Here is an 18215-nt window from a genome sequence, read left to right on the forward strand (position 1 = left end):
CCGTATCACTACCGCCTGTTTACGTGAACCGGAGAATCCATCATGCCCAGACGTATCCGTATGGCCGTACTCGCGGCCAATGCCCATGGCGCACCCGATTTCTATCTGGCCTTCGTTGCCGTCACCAACGAGCAGTACAACATCGGCGATCACTACGATCTGGCGCGCGCCCACGCCGAGGATGAAGGCTATCAATATCCGACGATCGCCTTCGATCAGAATGACGCGGCAGCACTCGCGCTTCGGCAGGTCCATGCATTCATGAACGGCGAAACCGACGAAACCTGATCGTTGCGGACAGGCTCTCCGCCTGTCCGCTACCGGTTCGCATATCCAGCCTGCGCGACATGCATGCCTGCCCACCAGCCGGCCCGCACCCCAGCTCCCATTATCAGGAGAAGAATAATGAGCGCGCCCCAGAATAAACGACGCAGCACCTGCACGGTGCCATGCGCAGCCGTCTGTCCGGCGACCGCGATCTGCGCAACCGCACCGTCCAGCCGCTTCCGTTGTTCGCGCGCTGCGACCGCCGACACACCCACCAGCCGGTTACCCGCCGCGCGCGCAATCCGGTCTGCCGCGCGCTCCGCCAGTATCTTCAGCGACTGCTCGTTCAACGCAGCCAGCGTCATCCGGTAGCGCGCCTCGTGCTCGCGAGTCAGGTCCTCGGCCAGCTTGATCGTCTCCCTGCAGCGAGCGAGCGCGTCACGGTGTTTGCTCATCAGTGCATCGGTCGCCGCCTCCGCTTCTCGGCGCACTGCGTCGAAACCGCCATCGCCCGCACGGCGGATACGCTCGGGCATCGCCTCATACAGCCGCGCGTAGTATTCAAGCACGGCAATCACTGACCACAACGCATCGTTGTCACGCAGGTTGAGTGCCCCAGATATCCGGCGCATGCGCAGCAAGCTCATATCATCGGGCACTTCGCCCGCGACATCGAGAAACAGCCGGGCGAGCGCATCAGGCGACTTCGCCCGCCGGTTACGCATTGGCCGTCACCCTGGCGAACATGTCGCTATACAGGGCACGCCAGCGCAGCAGTTCCGCCCGCTCGCCGATGTGCATCGTTTCGGCCGCCCTGCTGATCGACAGACGCTGACTGCGAAGATCGTCGGCGACCCGATCCGCCAGATCGGGAAAATCCAGCGACTGGCCCTGCGCCTCGACAGCCTTACGAAGTTTCGACTCGCGGTACAGCGTAAACTTGTCCGGCGTACCGAAGTAGCCATTGCGCACAACGTGCGTGAGCGCATGCGGGAACGTCTCGCCAAATTCCATCAGCAGTTCGAGACTGTCACGCTGCCGGTTGATAACCCACAGCACAACGAGACGCCGCGCCAGCTCATCTAGCGTACCGGCAAGTGTCCCGCCATATTGCGCGACGCCCGTCTGACTACGTGCCGCCGTGTTGACGATGACCGTCTCATCACGGTGTGCATCGCAGAAATTGACGAAATCTATCCAGCCTCCTGCCTCGTCCAGATCACATGACGCGCATTCGACCTCGTCATGGACAGCCTTCATGACATCGGGATTGGACGTATCCGTCTCCACCAGTACGACATGGACATCTGAACGACGCAGATAATCGACCAGCGCCAGCGTGACGAAGCTCTTGCCGACACCGCCCTTGCTACCGCCGATCATATAGATGGGGTGATTTTCCGTTGCCATTTCATACCTCTACAAGTTTTCGGTATCCGGCCTGATCGGAAATCCGAGGAAGCCTTTTATCGGCGTGGATTCCGGCCTGGTTATTCCCCCATCCCTTTTCTTTTGTGACTCGGCACGTGCATTGCCGGTATGCGATGACCTCGCCTGATTGGCATTCTTCACGCGAGGCAATGCCGCATCAGTATTTTTTGTGACATGCCTTTCCGTCGGTGCAGACCTGTCCTCTTTCACTGCACGCTGCATCGCATATCGCAACGTGGCCGCACTGATTTCCACCCCATCCTGCGCGATCTGCTGGACGATTTCTTCCTGCGTGTAACCTTTCCTCTGTGCGCCAACGATTTGAGACTGCATGGATTTCATTGCATCGCGAACATTGACGCGATGCTCATGCGCGGGCTTTTCCGGCAGCGCATCGAGACGGCGCGCGGCGGCATCCCATTGCGCCTGGGTAAAGATCTTCACCACTGGCATGATCCGCTCCTGCATGCTGCCTTCGCGCCATCTTGCTAAGGGGAATAACGCGCGTCAACCCCTGCAAACAGGCGAAAATCGAAGCAGTGGAACGTGCTGGAACGACCAGGAGTTCGGCGGAACAAAAACTTTTTTGCGCCGTCGCATACTGGCAACGCGCAGGGATTGGCGTGCGCGAGGGTTGCGACAAGATCAGATTTCCGGTGGAGTCATCGCCTGATCTTTGCATTGGCACCAGACAGCATCTGGAATCCATCTCGCTCATGCTACGCCGGATAATCGCGAGATTTGATGCTGCGTATCTGAACGATGCGATTCTTACTGCGCAATCTATGGGAGTTGTCCCATTCAAGTTGCACGCGCGGCGTCATCCTCGCACGGGGAATCGGTACAGTATCGGACATTTTTCTGCGCGATGTCCGATAGCCATGCTTTCGTATCCTGCGCCAGAACGTCCGCCATCACGTTCTCAGCGAATCAACGTACTTGTGCGGGCAGGAGGTCCTGCTCACGCGATACGGCGGTTTTCTCTACCAGGCCGGTTCATCTTGCTGCGCACGGTGCTTCGTTTTCCAGCGCGTGCGAACACGTTTTCTTGCGGCAGTAGTTCATCTATCTGCGCGGTCATGGTCAACCCCGCCCACGGGATTTGCGAACGGCAAATTCAAGAACATAAAAACAAGGGATGGCAGGATAGGCTACCGCCGGTTTTGGGCGCCGTGTGCAACACACTTCTGCTAGATAAGCATGGTCGCTGCCGCAGTAAACTTGCGCTTGCTAACAAGCAAGCGCTCTCGCGTTGACCGGGATCCTGCTACGTATTTCGGTAATCTGATCGATCGGTTCAACGCGAACGTCGAAAACTGTATTCGTAGCCGCCGAAACAGCTCGCCGTCTGCAGCGGCGTTGAGAGCCTGAACGCGCGCAACTTCAGCCGGTCGATGACCAATGTCGCGCCAAAGGACTACGTGCAAAGAACAGAAAGCTGTTAGAGGCGTTGTCGCGGTCTGCGGCCCGGCCATTGCGATCCTAGTTGCCACCTCAGCGGTTTCGTTCAACGTGTACTTTCGCCGTCCCGACCTGCAGATTCACTTGCCTCGAGCGCTGCGATGGCATCAAGGAGTGGCCACTATTCCGCAATTTCGGGATTTTGCATAACAGAAATTATCAACATTGAACGATCGTGCTTTTTAGGTGGTTCCGGCGTCCTGTTTGCAGCTTCGGCGATACTGCGTCGATCGATGGCATTCGCCGTCTCTACTGGTTCAGGAATTTCCCCGGCACGCCGTTGAGGATCATGGCGGCTGCGGCTGAACAGGACATCTACGCGGCGTGGCGCCGCCGTGCGCTGAGAATCGGTGCGCTGATGGTCGTATTCGGCTCGGCATTCATCGGCCTCGCAGCCTTGCTGGGAAGCGAGCACGGATGCGTGACGGCCAGCATCGGCGCAGTAAGCTGCACCCCACGGAGAGACCACGACGTGGCCGCAGTGATCAACGCCGCCGACGAAGCACTCTACAACGCGAAAGCAACCGGTCGCAATAAGGTTTCGCTATCCCAGGTTTCATAGAGCGCTCAAGCGCCGTGCAGTGTGGCATCGGCAAGCACTTAGAGTTCGTGCCTTCCATTCCGTCGACCGATCAATGATTTTTGGGTCGTCAGGAGATCGGACCCGCCCCCAATGGAAGACTCGAAGTGGGTTTTTCCGCCAATGCAGCAACTCGTCCCCGGTAACCGCAGGCGATTTGTCAATGGATCCGGCTGGAGTTGGGCTGAACAGCGCGAGTCGCCCTCTCTCGCGTGATGGTCGCGCAAGACGACTCGATACCGGCTCTTCATCAACTTGACGATTAACGGCCTGAAAGACCGGATGTCGCACCACGCGTATCACGTAGCCATTTCGGATGGTCTCCAGAGACGTCTTCCCTTGTGGCACGAATTAGACAAAGATCTGAGGTTCTCCGGATGGAGTGGCAGCCGGTCCGGCTACGGCGGTCATTCCATCGACGGCGGTTCCATCGGTCCAGCAAACAGTGCGCGGTCAAAGAACGAATCGTCCAGTTCGATGATTTCATCGTCGCCCAGTAGGATCACGACTAACTGCCGTGTACCGTTCCCGGGCACGTCTGCGACCTCCCCGATGGTTTGCTTCGGCGTCCGGTCGTCCGTAAATCGTACCCAATAGTAGCCCGGCATTATGGGTCGCGTGTCCATCCATTCCATAACTTTTACCCCTTGGTCTGGCGTAATCGATCGCTACCGCATTGCCAATTTTATCGCCGCGGCCTGGATGGCGGTTACACGGAAGCATGAGTCTGGGCCGCTGCGTCGGCCGATCCGCGGAGTCCGGCCGTGCTGCCAGTCCGTACAAACGATCATGCCACTCATCGATCAAATCGTGTTGTCGCGTCGGCGTCGCCGAACGGTTGACTCACAGGAAACTGTCCTTTCCAAATTAGCGCGGGTTTGTGCGATAGCGCTTGCGATGATTGCCCTGAAGGCTACGTTGGCCAAGCTCACAGCAATGATCGAACGTGCATAGGACGGCATGGCCCGATTCGGTCGGTGCATGGCTCACAAGCATCTCGCAACCCTCCGTAACGTTTCATGCAATTACCCTGACCGCCGATCTGATCCATATGGCACAAGGCAAAACCCGGCCTTGAATTTAACTAACTCATCAATTAGTCTAAATGAATGAACGCGAAACGCTCGCCCGCGAAGCCACTCGGCCGCCGCCCAACGGTCGACGATTTCGACGTGCGGGAACATCTGCTCGATACCGCAACGCGGCTCTTTGCCGAACGCGGCATTGCCGCCACCACCGTTGCGCAGATCGCGGCTGACGCAGATGTCACGTCGGCGCTAGTCCACTACTACTTCACGAATCGCGAACGGTTGCTCGATGCGGTGGTCGACGAGCGGCTTGCTCTCGCAGCGGAGTTTGTCTGGCGGCCCGCAGCGGACGACACCGCGAGCGATCCGTTCGCGCTCGCCCACGAATTCGTCGCGCGCCTGTTCGACGTGACAGAGCGCATGCCGTGGTTGCCGCCGCTGTGGCTGCGGGAGATCGTCAACGAGGGCGGCCTGCTGCGCGAACGGATGCTACGTCGCATCCCGTTCGACAACATCAAGCGCTTTGGCGCTCGCGTCGCGCAGGCGCAGCAGGATGGCACCGTCAATCGCGAGCTCGAAGCGCTGATGCTGTTCAACTCGATACTCGCGCTGGTGATGTTGCCGCTTGCCACCGCGAAGATCTGGCAGAGCGCACGCGGTCTGCCCGTCATCGAGCGCGACGCGTTGCGCCGCCATGTGAGTGCGCTGTTAATCAGCGGCATGCAGCCGCAGCCGCGTGCGGCGCAGCCGAAGCGCCGCGTAGATTTACGGAGCAAGTCATGACCCGGCTTTTGCGCGCCTGTGTTTGCATGCTGTTCGTCGTACTGACGCTCGCCGGCTGCTCGCATCACGACGACAACACGTATCAGGGGTACGTGGAGGGCGAGTTCGTGTATCTCGGCTCGTCGCAGTCCGGCACGCTCACGCAACTGTCCGTCACGCGCGGGCAGACCGTCAATGCGAGCGAGCCCGTCTTCGCACTTGAATCCGCCGACGAAGCCGCCGCGCTGGAGCAGGCGCACCAGCAACTCGCCGCCGCGCGCGCGCAACTGGCCGACATCCAGACCGGCAAGCGTCGTCCTGAAGTGAACGTGACGCGGGCACAGCTCGCGCAGACCGTCGCCAATGCGCGCAAGGCCGCGCTGCAACTCACGCGCGATGAAGCACAGTATCGCGCCGGCGGCATCGCCAAGGCACAGCTCGACGATTCACGCGCACAGGCCGACGCCACTGCCGCGCAGGTCCATGAACTGACCAGCCAGGTCGACGTCGCTCTGCTTCCGGGCAGGGTCCAGCAACTCTCGGCGCAGAACGCGCAGGTCGAAGCTGCACGAGCCGCCGTCGCCCAGGCGCAATGGAAGCTCAGCCAGAAGCGAGTCAGCGCCCCGGCTGAAGGGCTCGTGTACGACACGCTGTATCGCGTCGGCGAGTGGGTCCAGGCCGGCAATCCTGTCGTGCAGATGCTACCGCCGCAGAATGTGAAGGTGCGCCTTTTTGTGCCGGAAACCGTGATCGGCAAGCTCGCGCTCGGCCGTGCGTTGACGATCCACTGCGATGGCTGCGTGGCGGACGTTGCGGCGAAGATCACCTACCTGTCCAGCGAGGCCGAATACACGCCGCCGGTGATCTACAGCAATGAAAATCGCGCGAAGCTGGTGTTTATGGTTGAAGCCCATCCCTCCGCCGCCGATGCAGTCAAGCTGCATCCCGGCCAACCCGTCGCGGTGACGCTGCAATGAACCAGCCCGCGCCGCAATACGCGATCGACGTGCAGAAGCTCAACAAGCGCTTCGGCGACAAGCATGTCGTCATCGATGTGACGTTGCAGGTCGCGCGCGGCGAAATCTTCGGCTTTCTCGGGCCGAACGGCAGCGGCAAGACCACCTCGATCCGCCTGATGTGCGGCCTGCTGACGCCGGACTCGGGCACCGGCACGTGTCTGGGCTATGACATCGTGCGCGAGAGCTCGCAGATCAAGCGCAACGTCGGCTACATGACACAGCGCTTTTCCTATTGGGACGACCTGACGATCCGCGAGAATCTCGACTTCGTTGCGCGCATCTACGAGATGCCGAACCGGCGCGAGGCGGTCGACCGCTCGCTTGAATCGCTTGGACTGCAAAGCCGCGCGAACCAGTTGACGGGCGCGCTATCCGGCGGCTGGAAGCAGCGCCTCGCGCTCGCCGCCTGCATGCTGCATGAGCCGCAACTGCTGTTGCTCGACGAACCGACCGCGGGCGTTGATCCTGCCGCGCGCCGTGACTTCTGGGAAGAACTGCATCGGCTCGCCGCGCGCGGCATTTCGGTTCTCGTCAGCACGCATTACATGGATGAAGCCGAGCGATGCCACAAGCTGGCGTACATCGCCTACGGCAAACTGCTCGCACAAGGCACGGCAAAGCAGATCATCGAATCGCAAAACCTCGCCACGTGGACCATTTACGGCGAGCACCTGAGCAAACTGACGGAGCAATTGCGTAAGACCCCCGGCGTCGATCAGACCGTCGTGTTCGGTTCAGCGCTGCATGTCAGCGGCAGCGACCACGCTGCGCTCGAGGCCGCGGTCAAACAGGCCACAGAAGGTACGGCCTTACGCGTCGAGCGCCTCGAAACCGGGCTCGAAGACGTCTTCATCTCCCTGATGGCCCATTCGACCGACAACTACGGAGCGCCATCGTGACCACGCGCTCACTGTTCTCGCTGACGCGCTGGTGGGCCGTCGTGCTGAAGGAGTTCCGCCAGTTGCGGCGCGACCGCGTCACGTTTGCGATGATCGTCGGCGTGCCGATCATCCAGCTCACGCTATTCGGCTTCGCGATCAACACCAACCCGAAGCATCTGCCAACCGCCGTCATCGTGGGCGACGAGAGCCCCTTCTCGCGCAGCTTCATCGCGGCGATGAAGAACTCCGACTATTTCGACATCGTCGAAACGTTGCCCGACGAGGAAGCCGGCCGCCGCGCGCTGGCCCAGGGCCGTGTGCAGTTCGTGCTGAGCGTGCCGGAGGACTTTTCGCGGCGGCTGCTACGTGGCGAGCACCCCTCGCTGCTGGTCGAAGCCGACGCCACCGATCCCACCGCGACGAGCACCGCCGTCGCCGCCCTCCCCGGCCTCGTGCAACCCATTGCGGACAAAGACATCACCGGGACGCTCGCGCATCTGAATGGAAGTCCCGCCGCCTTCAACGTGCAGGTCCACCAGATGTACAACCCTGAAGCCATCACGCAATACAACGTAGTGCCGGGATTGATGGGCGTGATCCTGACGATGACGATGGTGATGATGACCGGCCTCGCAATCACGCGAGAACGCGAGCGCGGCACGATGGAGAACCTGCTCGCGACCCCTGTGCTGCCGATCGAGGTGATGACCGGCAAGATCGTGCCTTACGTGATGATCGGGCTGATTCAGGCGACGATCATTCTCACCGCGGCGCGCTTTGTTTTTCATGTTCCGTTCATCGGCAGTGTGATCGCGATCTATCTGGCCGCGCTGCTGTTTATCGCTGCGAATCTGACGGTGGGTATTACGCTGTCGTCGCTGGCGCAGAACCAGTTGCAGGCAATGCAGTTGACCATCTTCTATTTTCTGCCGAGCCTGTTGCTGTCAGGCTTCATGTTTCCGTTCGCGGGGATGCCGGCGTGGGCGCGCTTCATTGGTAATCTGCTGCCGCTCACGTATTTCAACCGGCTGGTCCGCGGCATCCTGCTAAAGGGAAACGGCTGGGTGGATCTGTGGCCGTCGGTATGGCCGGTGGCGCTGTTCACGGTTGTCGTTTTGGGCATTGCGCTGCGCTTCTATCGGCGCACGCTCGACTAGGGGACCGGGTCGATGAAACCGCTCGCTCTTGTTTCCGTCGTCGCGCTATTTGGTTGCGCGGTTGGACCGGATTTTCAAGCGCCTGCGGCGCCAGACACGCAGACCTATACGCCAGAGGCACGGCCCGTCGCGACGGTAGCCGCAAACGGTGACGGAGGGGCGTCCCAGGCGTTTATCGCTGCCCGGCGCGCCACACCGATGTGGTGGACGCAGTTTCAATCAGAGGCGCTCAATCGTCTGGTCGAGCAGGCCATGCAGCAAAGTCCGTCGCTCGCGCAGGCCCGCGCGAAACTCGTCGAGGCGCGCGAAAACTACAACGCGCAATTTGGCGCCAGCGAATTCCCCAGCGTGGACGCAAACATATCCGGTGTGCGGCAGCAAATCGATATCGCGCAGTTCGGCATTCCGAATGTGCAGAATCCGGGGCCGTTCACGCTGTACAACGCGTCGGTCAGCGTGTCGTATGCACTCGATATCTTCGGCGGCAAGCGGCGGGCGCTGGAAGCGCTGATGGCGCAAGTCGATTATCAGTCGTTCGAATTCGAAGCGGCGCGGCTCTCGCTTGCGGGGAACGTCGTCGCGACGGCGGTTCGGCGTGCATCGCTGCAGCAACAGATCGCGCTGACGCAAAGCCTGACAGACACTCAGGCACGGCAACTTTCAATTATGGAAGGACGCTTTGCAGCAGGCGGTGTCTCGCAGCTCGATGTGCGCAGCCAGCGCACGCTGCTAGCGCAAACCCGTGCGTCGTTGCCGCCGCTCGCGATGCAACTCGCGCAAGCCGATCATCTGCTTGCGATCCTGCTTGGCGTTGCGCCGTCGAAGGCGGACTTTGGCGACGTCACGCTCGATTCGCTGCATCTGCCGGATACGCTGCCGCTTATACTGCCGTCGACGCTCGCACGTGAGCGGCCCGATATCCGCGCGTCGGAAGCGCTGCTGCATCAGGCAAGCGCGAATGTCGGCGTGGCGACGGCGAACCTGTATCCGCAGTTTGCGCTATCGGCGGGGATCGGCTCGGATCGCACCAATATTCAGGACGTGGTGAGCGGGTTGAACATCTGGAATTTCGGCCTCAATCTGACACAACCGATTTTCCACGGCGGCGAACTGCGCGCGAAGACACGTTCGGCACAAGCGGCATACGATGCGGCGCTCGCCGATTATCAGACGACGGTGCTGCAGGCGCTGCAGCAGGTGGCGGATACGTTGACGGCGCTCCAGAACGACGCCCGTGAACTTCAGGCTCGCGATGATGCCGCGCAGCAGGCGCAGGCGAGCCTCGACATCGCGCACGCGCAGTATTCGGCGGGCGGGGTCAGCCAGTTTGGTTTGCTCGATACCCAGCGGCAGGTGTTGCAAACCGCGCTCGACCGCACCCGTGCGCAGGCCAATCGGTTCGCCGATACGGCGGCGCTGTTTCAAGCGCTGGGTGGGGCCTGGCAGGTTACAGCGACGCAGTAGGGGTGCCATACTCAAGCCATCGGCGCGTCAAGGTCAATGCCCTGCCATTGATACGCCGCACCGGCACCGATGATCGTAGTGGCTGAACTGACGCCCGCACCGATCTTGACCTTCAGGCTTTGCGCGCGAGCCGACAGACCCACCGCCACCGTCTGATAGCCCTTGTAGCCGGCCGTACCCACGCCGATTGCGAGGTTCTTGTTCTCCCCCGTGACTACGTGCTCTCGATCCGGCGAACTACTGCGGCGGCGAACTCGCGCGTTGACGCAGTGCCTTTCAGATCGCGCGTACGGATATGGTCGGTGTTGAGTGTTTCAGTGATTGCAGTTCGCAAGCGTAGGGCGAGATCACCCTTACCAACATGCTCAAGCATCAAGCCCGATGCAAGTAACAAGGAGATGGGGTTGGCCACGTCTTTACCAGCGATGTCCGGTGCCGATCCATGCACGGCTTCAAAAATTGCCGTGTCATTACCATAGTTGGCGCCTGGCGCCATGCCCAGTCCGCCAACAAGCCCCGCTAACTGATCCGACAGAATGTCTCCAAACAGATTGGTGCACAGAAGCATATCGAACTGCCACGGGTTCAGCACAAGCTGCATCGCGCAGGCGTCGACAATCATGTCACTCATTTCCACCCGACCTCCATAATCCCGGGCAACGTCTCGAGCGGCTTCCAGGAACAATCCTGTGAGTACCTTCAGGATGTTGGCCTTATGCACAACGGTGATCTTCTTTCGTCCGTGCTTCAAGGCATACTCGAAGGCAAATCTTGCGATTCGTGCGCACCCATCGCGTGTGTTTACCCCGGTCGCGACTGCAACTGCTTTCGGATCATCGCCGACGGGAATGTAGTATTCGTGAGCGACGTAAAACCCACCGAGGTTTTCGCGCACGAGCACGAGGTCGATCTCGTCGTAGCGACCAGGGATGATGGTACGCACGGGCCGAACGTTGCCAAAAAGCTGAAACTCTTCGCGAAGCCGAACGTTGGACGAGCGGAACCCCTCGCCGATCGGGGTCGTCAATGGACCTTTGAGGGCAAGCTTGTTCTTGCGAACGCTCTCGAGTGTCACATCTGGTAGCGGGTCCCCACAGTGGGTGACCCCGGCGATTCCGGCTTGCTGTACGTCCCAGATGAATGGGGATCCTAAAGCGTCAAGAACCTGGACCGTTGCAGCAACCACTTCCGGCCCGATTCCATCGCCGGGAATCAGCGTTGCGGGGATTTTGTGTCTCGGCGTGCTTTCCATAACAGTCCTCCAGATTAGATAGGGACAACCGCCCGTGGTTGATCGGCTATTGCTGACGCCGCTGGGTGCGACGAGTTGGTCTCATGCATGGACCAGACCAAAACTTCATTTCCGCCGCACGGCGCTCTCAGGCGAATGTGTCGCCATGTCATGTGTCCCTGCTGCGGCGACAGCTGATCTGGTCACCCATTCGAGATACGGCGCCAGCAGCGATACAAGGAACAGCCCACATAGCGGATATACCGGTCGACCTGTCGTCACGGGAGGTCCGACGGCAACTCTCCGATCTGACGAAAAACACCTAGCCAGTCTTCCAGGTGCCACGTTTTGGCAATGTGTCCCTCGCGGAATTCGTGAAACGAGTGAATCGCAAAATTGACAGGTTTCGACGTGGCTGCGATCCCCATGAGTGGGGCCGACTGCGTCCCAGTCACGATCGCACGCACGGCCACCTTGTCTCCATGAACCAGGACATCCAGAATCCGGATGTCCATGTCAGGTAGTGAATACGACAGATCCGCGAACACCGGGATCATTGAGTCGGGACCCGTCACCGGTCCAGGAGAAGGCGGGATGTACTGCCAGTCCGCCGTTACAACAGTCCGAAACAGGGATATATCTTTACGCGACATGGCACGGTAAAAAACAGCTAAGGCCGCCCGCGCGACATCGTCCGTCACCTCATCCGCTCTGTTCATAATAACGTCTCCAGTGTCGAGGCCTGCGCATACGAGCGCCTGGGCGACACGAAGTCGTGGCGTCGGCGCCGAGACCGTGCATCAAGATCACGGCGAACCTGGGGCTCGGTGCACTTTCAATTTCAATGGTGGACGGTTGCTCGCGCATGTATTGCGACTGCTCGGTTTCAGGAAAGGTTCAGAGGACCGGGATGAGTACAAGCAGGATACCGCCAAGCGAGACACGCCACACCAGTCATCGATTGTCATCGTGTCCAACCGTCAAAGTCTGGCGCGAGGATGGCTTGTTGAGTCGTGAATCGTCATGCGGCGACATCATGCCATCAAAGGTGCGTCACGAATTCAGCATTCCAGCTCCCAAACACAGTCGTTACGGTCCGACCGGGCGTCGCTCTATGTCGCAGCGTCCTCAAGTCTCAGCCATGCTTTCAGCCAATGCCCACTGTCGCAGACGAGCAACCCGTTCCCAATGTCAACTCGTGCGGCAAATGTTGACTGAAGCAGTCGTTCGCCCAAGCATGGCGGATGTTGCCGCGAACGGCCGCTATAGAAAAAGTCGAACGCGGGCTTAGCCGAGTTTTTGAAGCGCGCCTCGGCGTCGTCGAGTTTGCTGAGGTCGGGGTGATATTTTCGGGCGAGCTTTCGGTAGGCCCGCTTGATGTCGTCCTGCGTCGCGCTGCGCGGCAACGCCAGAGCTTCGTAATAGTCTTTGTATTTCATGTCGAAGACCTGGCGATAGAAGCCGCGCAGCCGCTCAATTCAGCGTCACGGCGGCGGGTTGAACGACCGGCGCAACATCAACTGGTGCCCAGTCACCGCGGCGCACGTGGTGGATGATCAACGGAATCCCCGCGAAGACGATGATGCCGAGAACAACCAGCCCCGTGTAAAGCGCAGGCGAACCTACCGGCAACTGATCCGGCGGAAAGAACGACACGACGAAGCTGAACAGCACCCCGGCAAAGCCAATGCCGGCGGTCAACCACATGCCGGCCAAACCACCCGGCACCTTGAACGGCCGCACTAACGCCGGTTGTGAATAGCGCAGCTTGATCGCTGCGCCATACATGAGCATGTAGGCGATCAGGTAGAGCGCAATCGTCATCGCGGAGATCAGAAAGAAGGCGACCGACACATCACGGATCACGAAGTAGAAACACGAGATCACGGTGACGATGATCCCTTGCACCAGCAGAATATGCGTGGGCATACCCTTGCGGTTTTTCGCCTGAAGTATCGGTGGCAACTCACCCTCATGCGCGGTTTCGAGCAGGCCGCGCGAAGGACTGCCGAGCCATGCGAGCACACCGCTGATGGCGCCCACGCCGACCAGCAGTGAAAGCGCCGACACGGCCCAGCCCATATGCCAGAGATCGCTCAGCACCGCACCGAACGCGTCGAACACGCCCGACTGCAGCGAGATTTTTTCATACGGCAAGATAGCGGCGATCGGCAACGCGCCGAGCGCAAAGATCAGCACCGAAATCAGCGCGCCGAGACCGATGGCCGTCGGATAGCCGCGGCTCGGGCTCTTCATGTCCATCACGTGAACGGCCTGCACTTCCACGCCGGCGAACAGCAGCACGATACCGGCTAGAAACGAGATCGTGCCGAAGCCGTGAATCGCGGGCCAGAAGCGGGCGTGGCCGTCTTGGGACAGCGTCGCATCGTTCAGGTGTTGCCAGCCGAGCGGGTGCCCGCTGCTGATCCAGTAGCCCAGCAGCGCAAGCAGCACGATGCCCGGCACGATGGTGCCGATCACGAAGGTCCAGTTTGCGATGCGCGCGAACACTTCGACGCCTTGCAGCACGACCCACGTTGCCAGCCAGTAAGCGATGATGCAGAAAATCCCGACATACGTGCCGTTTTTCGCGAGTTCGGGGCGGCCGATCGTATAGGCGAGTGCCGCCGCGCCGAAGGTCAGCGCGACCGGAAACCAGACGACGTTCTGAATCCATTGCAGCCAGATCGCGAGAAAGCCCCAGCGCGTGCCGAACGCCTGCGCGACCCACGTGTAAATGCCGCCGCGCCGGTCGGCGAACGCGCCGCCCAGTTCAGCCGAAATCAGCGACGCGGGGATCAGGTAGAAAACGACGGTGAAGGCGAGATAGACGAACATCGTCATCTCCTCCTTCGCCAACAGAGGCAATCCGCGCAGACTCGTGACCACGGCGGCGGCCGTCATCAGACCGATCGACGTGACGCTCAGATACTTGCCGCGTTGTGCGGCATCCGCGGCCGGCGGTGCCGCCGCGGGGGTGACGGTGTGGTCCATTTCAGGCGCTCCTATGAGCAAGATGACGTCAATCGTGGTGGAAGGTCGGACCGGCGGTTGAATGCAGCACCGGGTTCTTCGTCAGATGAGCAATTGCGTGTTTGATGTCTTCGAGCAGCATCGCCGCCATGTCGCGCGTGACACCGCGCCGGATCAGCACGCGCTGTACGATGGTCTCCTCGCGTCCGGGCGGCAGCTTGTACGACGCGATCTGCCAGCCGCGCATGCGTACCTGATCGGACAGATCGAACAGCGTGAAGCCCGCAGTCTCAGGATGCTTCAGCTTGTAGCAAACAGCGGGCAACGCACCGCGCCCGTCGTAGACCATCTCGAGCGCGTCGATCTTCGTTAGACCGTCGGCGAGCGCTTGCGCCGTATCGGCGCATTCCTGCTGGATGTGCCGATAGCCCTCACGGCCGAGGCGCAGCAGCATGTAGTATTGCGCGATGATCTGGCCGGCCGGCCGCGAGAAATTCAGCGCGAAAGTCGGCATGTCGCCGCCGAGATAGTCGACCCGAAAAATCAGTTCGTCCGGCAGATCCTGCGTGCTGCGCCAGACCACCCAGCCGACCCCGAGCGGCGCGAGGCCGTATTTGTGGCCCGATGCGTTGATGGATTTGACGCGCGGCACGCTGAAGTCCCACTCGAGGTCCGGCTGGATGAACGGCGCGACGAAGCCACCGCTCGCCGCATCGACGTGGATCGGAATATCGAGCCCGACATCGCGTTGCAAGGCGTCGAGCGCGCCCGCCAAGGCCTTGACCGGCTCGTAGACGCAGGTGAATGTAATGCCGAGCGTAGCGACCACGCCAATGGTGTTCTCGTCGCAATAGGCGGCCAGATCTTCCGGTTGCAGTCTGAGCGCGTCACCACTCAGTGGCACTTCGCGCATCTCGACGTCGAAGTAGCGGGCGAATTTCGCCCAGCACACCTGCACGGGGCCGCAGACGAAGTTCGGCTTGTCGGTCGGTTTGCCTTGCGCTTCCATGCGCTTCTTCCACTGCCATTTGAGCGCGAGGCCGCCCAGCATGCAGGCCTCGCTCGAACCGGTAGTCGAGCAACCGGTGGTCTTCCACGCTTTATTCGCGTGCCATAGATCGGCGAGCATATGCACACAGCGCATTTCGATCTCCGCCGTTTGCGGGTACTCGTCCTTGTCGATCATGTTCTTGTCGATCGATAGATCCATCAGGCGGCGAACCTCGTCGTCTGCGTAGGTCGTGCAGAACGTCGCGACATTCTGGCGCGAGTTGCCGTCCATGAACAATTCATCACGCACCAGATCAAACACGGCGCGCCGGTCGGACGATCCGTCGGGAATCCGGTACTTCGGCAGTGAAGAACCGGAAATCGTCGCGGCATATTCATCGGCGACAGCATCGGGAGATGACGGCGGGGACTTGAGAAAGGTCATGGCGTGAGGCTCCTGACTGGGAAAGGAATGCGACAGGTGAAGAACGAAACACCTGGGCGAATAAGAAGTGGGCGTTGTGTGTTTTGAATAAACGAAGGAGCGTCCTTCGTGTGTGCGCGGGCACGTCCGTTAGCGATGACGCGACGAGGCGCGCGACGGGCATATATTCCATGCGGGCTGTCTAACGCAATCAAACCGCAGGAGCGATGCATCTCCATGACTACGGTGCGCGCGAGGTCTTCGGAAGTCGGTACGGTGCCGTACGGCGCTCCAGCCCATCCGGACCTGCATTTCAAAGCCTTGCTTGAGACGCAGTGGACGGAGCGCCGTACAGACGTGCTTTGACTCAAGCACTATTTGACCGTTTGCTTTGCGCTTGTAGTAGGCGCAAGGTGGGAAGATTCACAGCGCTGCGGCCGATCGGGCCGCAGCCGCCCGAACGAACTCTTCGAGGTCGATATGTATAAGCACATTCTGGTAGCGATCGATGGAAGCGAAACGTCTGAACATGCCTTCGACACCGCGTTACAACTCGCAAAAGAAAACGGCGCGCAATTGCAGCCGCTCTATGTCGTCGACAACCCATGATGGCGTACGACGCCTCCGGCTACGATCCGACGATCTTGCGTGATGCCTTCGTTGAAGAAGGCCAGCGGTTGCTGGCGGACGCACTCGCGCGAATGAAACACGAAAACGTGGCCGTCGTGCCGCGGATCGTGGACGTCGCCCCGATCGGCGAAGACATTTCGGAACGTATCCGGATCACGGCAACCGAATTCAACGCAGACCTTATGGTGCTCGGCACGCACGGACGACGCGGCTTCCGGCGCCTGTTTCCAGGCAGCGTCGCCGAGCGCGTCCTGCGTAGCGCCTGCTGTCCGGTGTTACTGGTGCCGAGTCATCAGGCGCTAACAGCGCAGGCACAAATCGCGAAGCCGACCCGCGCCGACGCGACCGCTGCGAATTACGAACTGCCCCGCTAGAACAGACGCGCCAGGCTGGCTGGAAGGCGCGTCCCTGCCGAGATTGCGATGGCTGCGATGCTGGTCGGCATCTAGTTGGCACGCCGGGAGATACGGCGTCACTAGCAATTATCGTGATCAGCACAGGCAACTGCTGCCGATGTCACACTCACTCTCCTGTGCCGAACCAGTCTGCACGAGGTGCCACAGTCGACTGTCAGAGCGCAACGGCGTGCCGGCTGAGCACCCTTGGGTCGCCGACGGGCAACACTACACGCCCATGCACCTCGTTGATCACATCGGCCGCAGATAGATAGAACGCGAGCGCCGCAGTCACGAGCCCCATATAGCCGCCCGCCATTCGCATCAGCCCTGAACCCGTCCACTCTCCTCCAGCCAGCAGGCCGAAGGTGATCCAGAGCGCCAGAAAGATGAACTGCAGCGCGCGAGGCGAGCGAAAGGTGGCCAGCCACATGTAGAACGTGAAGACACCCCAAAGAAACAAATACCAGCCGACGAACGCGGGCGGCACCTTGTCGTGTAGAAAGAGCACGAACAGCGCAAACGACCACCAGAACGCGCCATAGCTCAGAAAGGCCGTCGCACCGAAGGTATTGCCGCGCGGCAACTCCATCATGCCGGCAATGGCCTGCGCGGTCCCGCCGTAGGCGAGCGCGCAGGCGAGCACCAATCCCATCGATTCGCCCGAAAACCAGCCGGCGTTGATCATGCTCAGCAGCCACGTCGTCAATGCAAAACCGGCGAGACCCAGTGGCGCGGGGTTCGCAAGTGTAGTTCGGATCGGTGCGCTGGCCATGGCCTGCTCCTGAAGATAAAAAAGTTCCGGCAACCTCTCGCCTTTCGCGAGCCCTCACCCGAGCTGATCGAGAATCGCCGGATTTTCCAGCGTGGATATGTCCTGCGTAATCTCTTCGCCGGCCGCCAGCGAGCGCAGCAAGCGGCGCATGATCTTGCCCGAGCGTGTTTTCGGCAGATTCTCGCCGAAGCGGATTTCTTTGGGCTTCGCGATCGGTCCGATCTCCTTGCCGACCCAATTGCGCAATTCGGTCGCGATTCTGATCGCCTGGTCGCCGGTTGGCCGCTCGCCCTTCAACACCACGAACGCGACGACGACCTCACCGGTCGTGTCGTCGGCGCGGCCGACCACCGCCGCTTCCGCCACCAACGGGTTTGCTACGAGCGCCGACTCGATCTCCATCGTGCCGAGCCGGTGGCCCGATACGTTGAGCACATCGTCGATACGGCCGGTAATCGTGAAGTAGCCGGTGTCCGCGTCACGCACCGCGCCGTCACCGGCGAGGTACAGCTTGCCGCCGAGATCTTCAGGGAAGTAACTCTGCTTATAGCGCTCCGGATCGCCCCAGACGCCGCGCAACATCGACGGCCATGGCCGTTTGACGACGAGAATGCCGCCCTGCCCGTTCGGCACGTCCTGCCCGGTTTCGTCGACGACCGCGGCCATGATGCCCGGCAGCGGCAGCGTGCACGAACCCGGCACCAGTGGCGTGGCGCCCGGCATCGGCGCGATCATGTGGCCACCCGT

General features: G+C 60.7%; 16 protein-coding genes and 5 pseudogenes. 8 read left to right on the top strand and 13 right to left on the bottom strand.

Annotated features, from left to right (window positions below; all coding sequences use genetic code 11):
• Positions 1-42: 42 nt before the first annotated feature.
• Complete coding sequence (locus HHL24_RS37450) at positions 43-288, top strand: hypothetical protein (protein WP_169490347.1); 246 nt, start codon at positions 43-45, stop codon at positions 286-288.
• Positions 289-317: 29 nt separating this feature from the next.
• Here the strand turns inward: HHL24_RS37450 and HHL24_RS37455 are convergent, their stop codons facing one another.
• Genes HHL24_RS37455 through HHL24_RS37465 form a run of 3 tightly spaced genes read right to left on the bottom strand, consistent with a single transcriptional unit; the run spans position 318 to position 2151 of the window.
• Positions 318-992, bottom strand: a complete 675-nt coding sequence (locus HHL24_RS37455; protein WP_169490348.1) for a hypothetical protein — start codon at positions 990-992, stop codon at positions 318-320.
• Positions 985-1677 (bottom strand): nucleotide-binding protein, encoded by a 693-nt coding sequence (locus HHL24_RS37460; protein WP_169490349.1) that lies wholly within the window; start codon positions 1675-1677, stop codon positions 985-987. Before HHL24_RS37460 ends, HHL24_RS37455 begins: the two co-directional genes overlap by 8 nt.
• Before the next feature lie 9 nt (positions 1678-1686).
• Positions 1687-2151: a hypothetical protein gene (locus HHL24_RS37465; RefSeq protein WP_169490350.1), complete on the bottom strand. Its 465-nt coding sequence runs from the start codon at positions 2149-2151 to the stop codon at positions 1687-1689.
• A 1216-nt stretch (positions 2152-3367) separates the two neighbouring features.
• Here HHL24_RS37465 and HHL24_RS37470 point away from each other — a divergent pair.
• Positions 3368-3721, top strand: a pseudogene (locus HHL24_RS37470) (diguanylate cyclase domain-containing protein); the annotation flags it as partial.
• A 425-nt stretch (positions 3722-4146) separates the two neighbouring features.
• Here HHL24_RS37470 and HHL24_RS37475 read toward each other — a convergent pair.
• On the bottom strand, positions 4147-4374 hold the full coding sequence (locus tag HHL24_RS37475) for a hypothetical protein (RefSeq protein ID WP_169490351.1): 228 nt from the start codon (positions 4372-4374) through the stop codon (positions 4147-4149).
• Positions 4375-4848: 474 nt separating this feature from the next.
• Here HHL24_RS37475 and HHL24_RS37480 point away from each other — a divergent pair, with 474 nt between their 5' ends.
• From HHL24_RS37480 to HHL24_RS37500, 5 genes are read left to right on the top strand one after another with little or no spacing between them, the layout of a single operon-like run.
• Positions 4849-5550 carry a TetR/AcrR family transcriptional regulator gene (locus HHL24_RS37480; protein WP_169490352.1) on the top strand — a complete coding sequence of 234 codons (702 nt, stop codon included), beginning with the start codon at positions 4849-4851 and terminating at the stop codon, positions 5548-5550.
• Positions 5547-6506 carry an HlyD family secretion protein gene (locus HHL24_RS37485; protein ID WP_169490353.1) on the top strand — a complete coding sequence of 320 codons (960 nt, stop codon included), beginning with the start codon at positions 5547-5549 and terminating at the stop codon, positions 6504-6506. Before HHL24_RS37480 ends, HHL24_RS37485 begins: the two co-directional genes overlap by 4 nt.
• Positions 6503-7447, top strand: a complete 945-nt coding sequence (locus HHL24_RS37490; RefSeq protein ID WP_169490354.1) for an ABC transporter ATP-binding protein — start codon at positions 6503-6505, stop codon at positions 7445-7447. Before HHL24_RS37485 ends, HHL24_RS37490 begins: the two co-directional genes overlap by 4 nt.
• Positions 7444-8586, top strand: coding sequence for an ABC transporter permease (locus HHL24_RS37495; RefSeq protein WP_169490355.1), 1143 nt, complete (start codon positions 7444-7446; stop codon positions 8584-8586). The genes HHL24_RS37490 and HHL24_RS37495 overlap by 4 nt, the downstream gene beginning before the upstream one ends.
• Positions 8587-8598: 12 nt before the next feature.
• A complete protein-coding gene (locus HHL24_RS37500) occupies positions 8599-10050 on the top strand; it encodes an efflux transporter outer membrane subunit (RefSeq protein ID WP_169490356.1) in 1452 nt (483 codons plus the stop codon).
• Between the two features lie 11 nt (positions 10051-10061).
• Here HHL24_RS37500 and HHL24_RS37505 read toward each other — a convergent pair.
• The 7 genes and pseudogenes from HHL24_RS37505 to HHL24_RS37535 all read right to left on the bottom strand — a co-directional run.
• A pseudogene (locus HHL24_RS37505) lies at positions 10062-10250 on the bottom strand (YadA C-terminal domain-containing protein); the annotation flags it as partial.
• Positions 10251-10264: 14 nt separating this feature from the next.
• Positions 10265-11302: an isocitrate/isopropylmalate dehydrogenase family protein gene (locus tag HHL24_RS37510; RefSeq protein WP_169490357.1), complete on the bottom strand. Its 1038-nt coding sequence runs from the start codon at positions 11300-11302 to the stop codon at positions 10265-10267.
• Between the two features lie 257 nt (positions 11303-11559).
• Complete coding sequence (locus HHL24_RS37515; RefSeq protein ID WP_169490358.1) at positions 11560-12000, bottom strand: ester cyclase; 441 nt, start codon at positions 11998-12000, stop codon at positions 11560-11562.
• Between the two features lie 58 nt (positions 12001-12058).
• Positions 12059-12148 (bottom strand): annotated as a pseudogene (locus HHL24_RS44350) (carboxylesterase); the annotation flags it as partial.
• Between the two features lie 431 nt (positions 12149-12579).
• Positions 12580-12720, bottom strand: a pseudogene (locus tag HHL24_RS37525) (DnaJ domain-containing protein); the annotation flags it as partial.
• Positions 12721-12754: 34 nt separating this feature from the next.
• Complete coding sequence (locus HHL24_RS37530) at positions 12755-14275, bottom strand: amino acid permease (protein ID WP_169490359.1); 1521 nt, start codon at positions 14273-14275, stop codon at positions 12755-12757.
• A gap of 28 nt (positions 14276-14303) precedes the next feature.
• Positions 14304-15689 (bottom strand): glutamate decarboxylase, encoded by a 1386-nt coding sequence (locus tag HHL24_RS37535; RefSeq protein ID WP_169490360.1) that lies wholly within the window; start codon positions 15687-15689, stop codon positions 14304-14306.
• Positions 15690-16148: 459 nt separating this feature from the next.
• Here HHL24_RS37535 and HHL24_RS37540 point away from each other — a divergent pair.
• Positions 16149-16672 (top strand): annotated as a pseudogene (locus tag HHL24_RS37540) (universal stress protein).
• Positions 16673-16868: 196 nt separating this feature from the next.
• On the opposite strand, the gene HHL24_RS37545 reads toward HHL24_RS37540, so the two are convergent.
• Together HHL24_RS37545 and HHL24_RS37550 are read right to left on the bottom strand one after the other, a co-directional pair.
• Complete coding sequence (locus HHL24_RS37545) at positions 16869-17468, bottom strand: acetate uptake transporter (RefSeq protein WP_169490361.1); 600 nt, start codon at positions 17466-17468, stop codon at positions 16869-16871.
• A 54-nt stretch (positions 17469-17522) separates the two neighbouring features.
• Positions 17523-18215 (bottom strand): AMP-binding enzyme (locus HHL24_RS37550; RefSeq protein WP_169487749.1); only part of this gene is annotated, 693 nt, incomplete at its 5' end.

It is taken from the genome of Paraburkholderia polaris, from assembly GCF_012927345.1.
Lineage (GTDB): Bacteria > Pseudomonadota > Gammaproteobacteria > Burkholderiales > Burkholderiaceae > Paraburkholderia > Paraburkholderia polaris.

Coding starts and splice junctions, on each gene's coding strand:
- HHL24_RS37450 (WP_169490347.1), top strand. CDS start 43: ATGCCCAGACGTATCCGTATGGCCGTACTCGCGGCCAATGCCCATGGC.
- HHL24_RS37455 (WP_169490348.1), bottom strand. CDS start 992: ATGCGTAACCGGCGGGCGAAGTCGCCTGATGCGCTCGCCCGGCTGTTT.
- HHL24_RS37460 (WP_169490349.1), bottom strand. CDS start 1,677: ATGGCAACGGAAAATCACCCCATCTATATGATCGGCGGTAGCAAGGGC.
- HHL24_RS37465 (WP_169490350.1), bottom strand. CDS start 2,151: ATGCCAGTGGTGAAGATCTTTACCCAGGCGCAATGGGATGCCGCCGCG.
- HHL24_RS37475 (WP_169490351.1), bottom strand. CDS start 4,374: ATGGAATGGATGGACACGCGACCCATAATGCCGGGCTACTATTGGGTA.
- HHL24_RS37480 (WP_169490352.1), top strand. CDS start 4,849: ATGAACGCGAAACGCTCGCCCGCGAAGCCACTCGGCCGCCGCCCAACG.
- HHL24_RS37485 (WP_169490353.1), top strand. CDS start 5,547: ATGACCCGGCTTTTGCGCGCCTGTGTTTGCATGCTGTTCGTCGTACTG.
- HHL24_RS37490 (WP_169490354.1), top strand. CDS start 6,503: ATGAACCAGCCCGCGCCGCAATACGCGATCGACGTGCAGAAGCTCAAC.
- HHL24_RS37500 (WP_169490356.1), top strand. CDS start 8,599: ATGAAACCGCTCGCTCTTGTTTCCGTCGTCGCGCTATTTGGTTGCGCG.
- HHL24_RS37510 (WP_169490357.1), bottom strand. CDS start 11,302: ATGGAAAGCACGCCGAGACACAAAATCCCCGCAACGCTGATTCCCGGC.
- HHL24_RS37515 (WP_169490358.1), bottom strand. CDS start 12,000: ATGAACAGAGCGGATGAGGTGACGGACGATGTCGCGCGGGCGGCCTTA.
- HHL24_RS37530 (WP_169490359.1), bottom strand. CDS start 14,275: ATGGACCACACCGTCACCCCCGCGGCGGCACCGCCGGCCGCGGATGCC.
- HHL24_RS37535 (WP_169490360.1), bottom strand. CDS start 15,689: ATGACCTTTCTCAAGTCCCCGCCGTCATCTCCCGATGCTGTCGCCGAT.
- HHL24_RS37545 (WP_169490361.1), bottom strand. CDS start 17,468: ATGGCCAGCGCACCGATCCGAACTACACTTGCGAACCCCGCGCCACTG.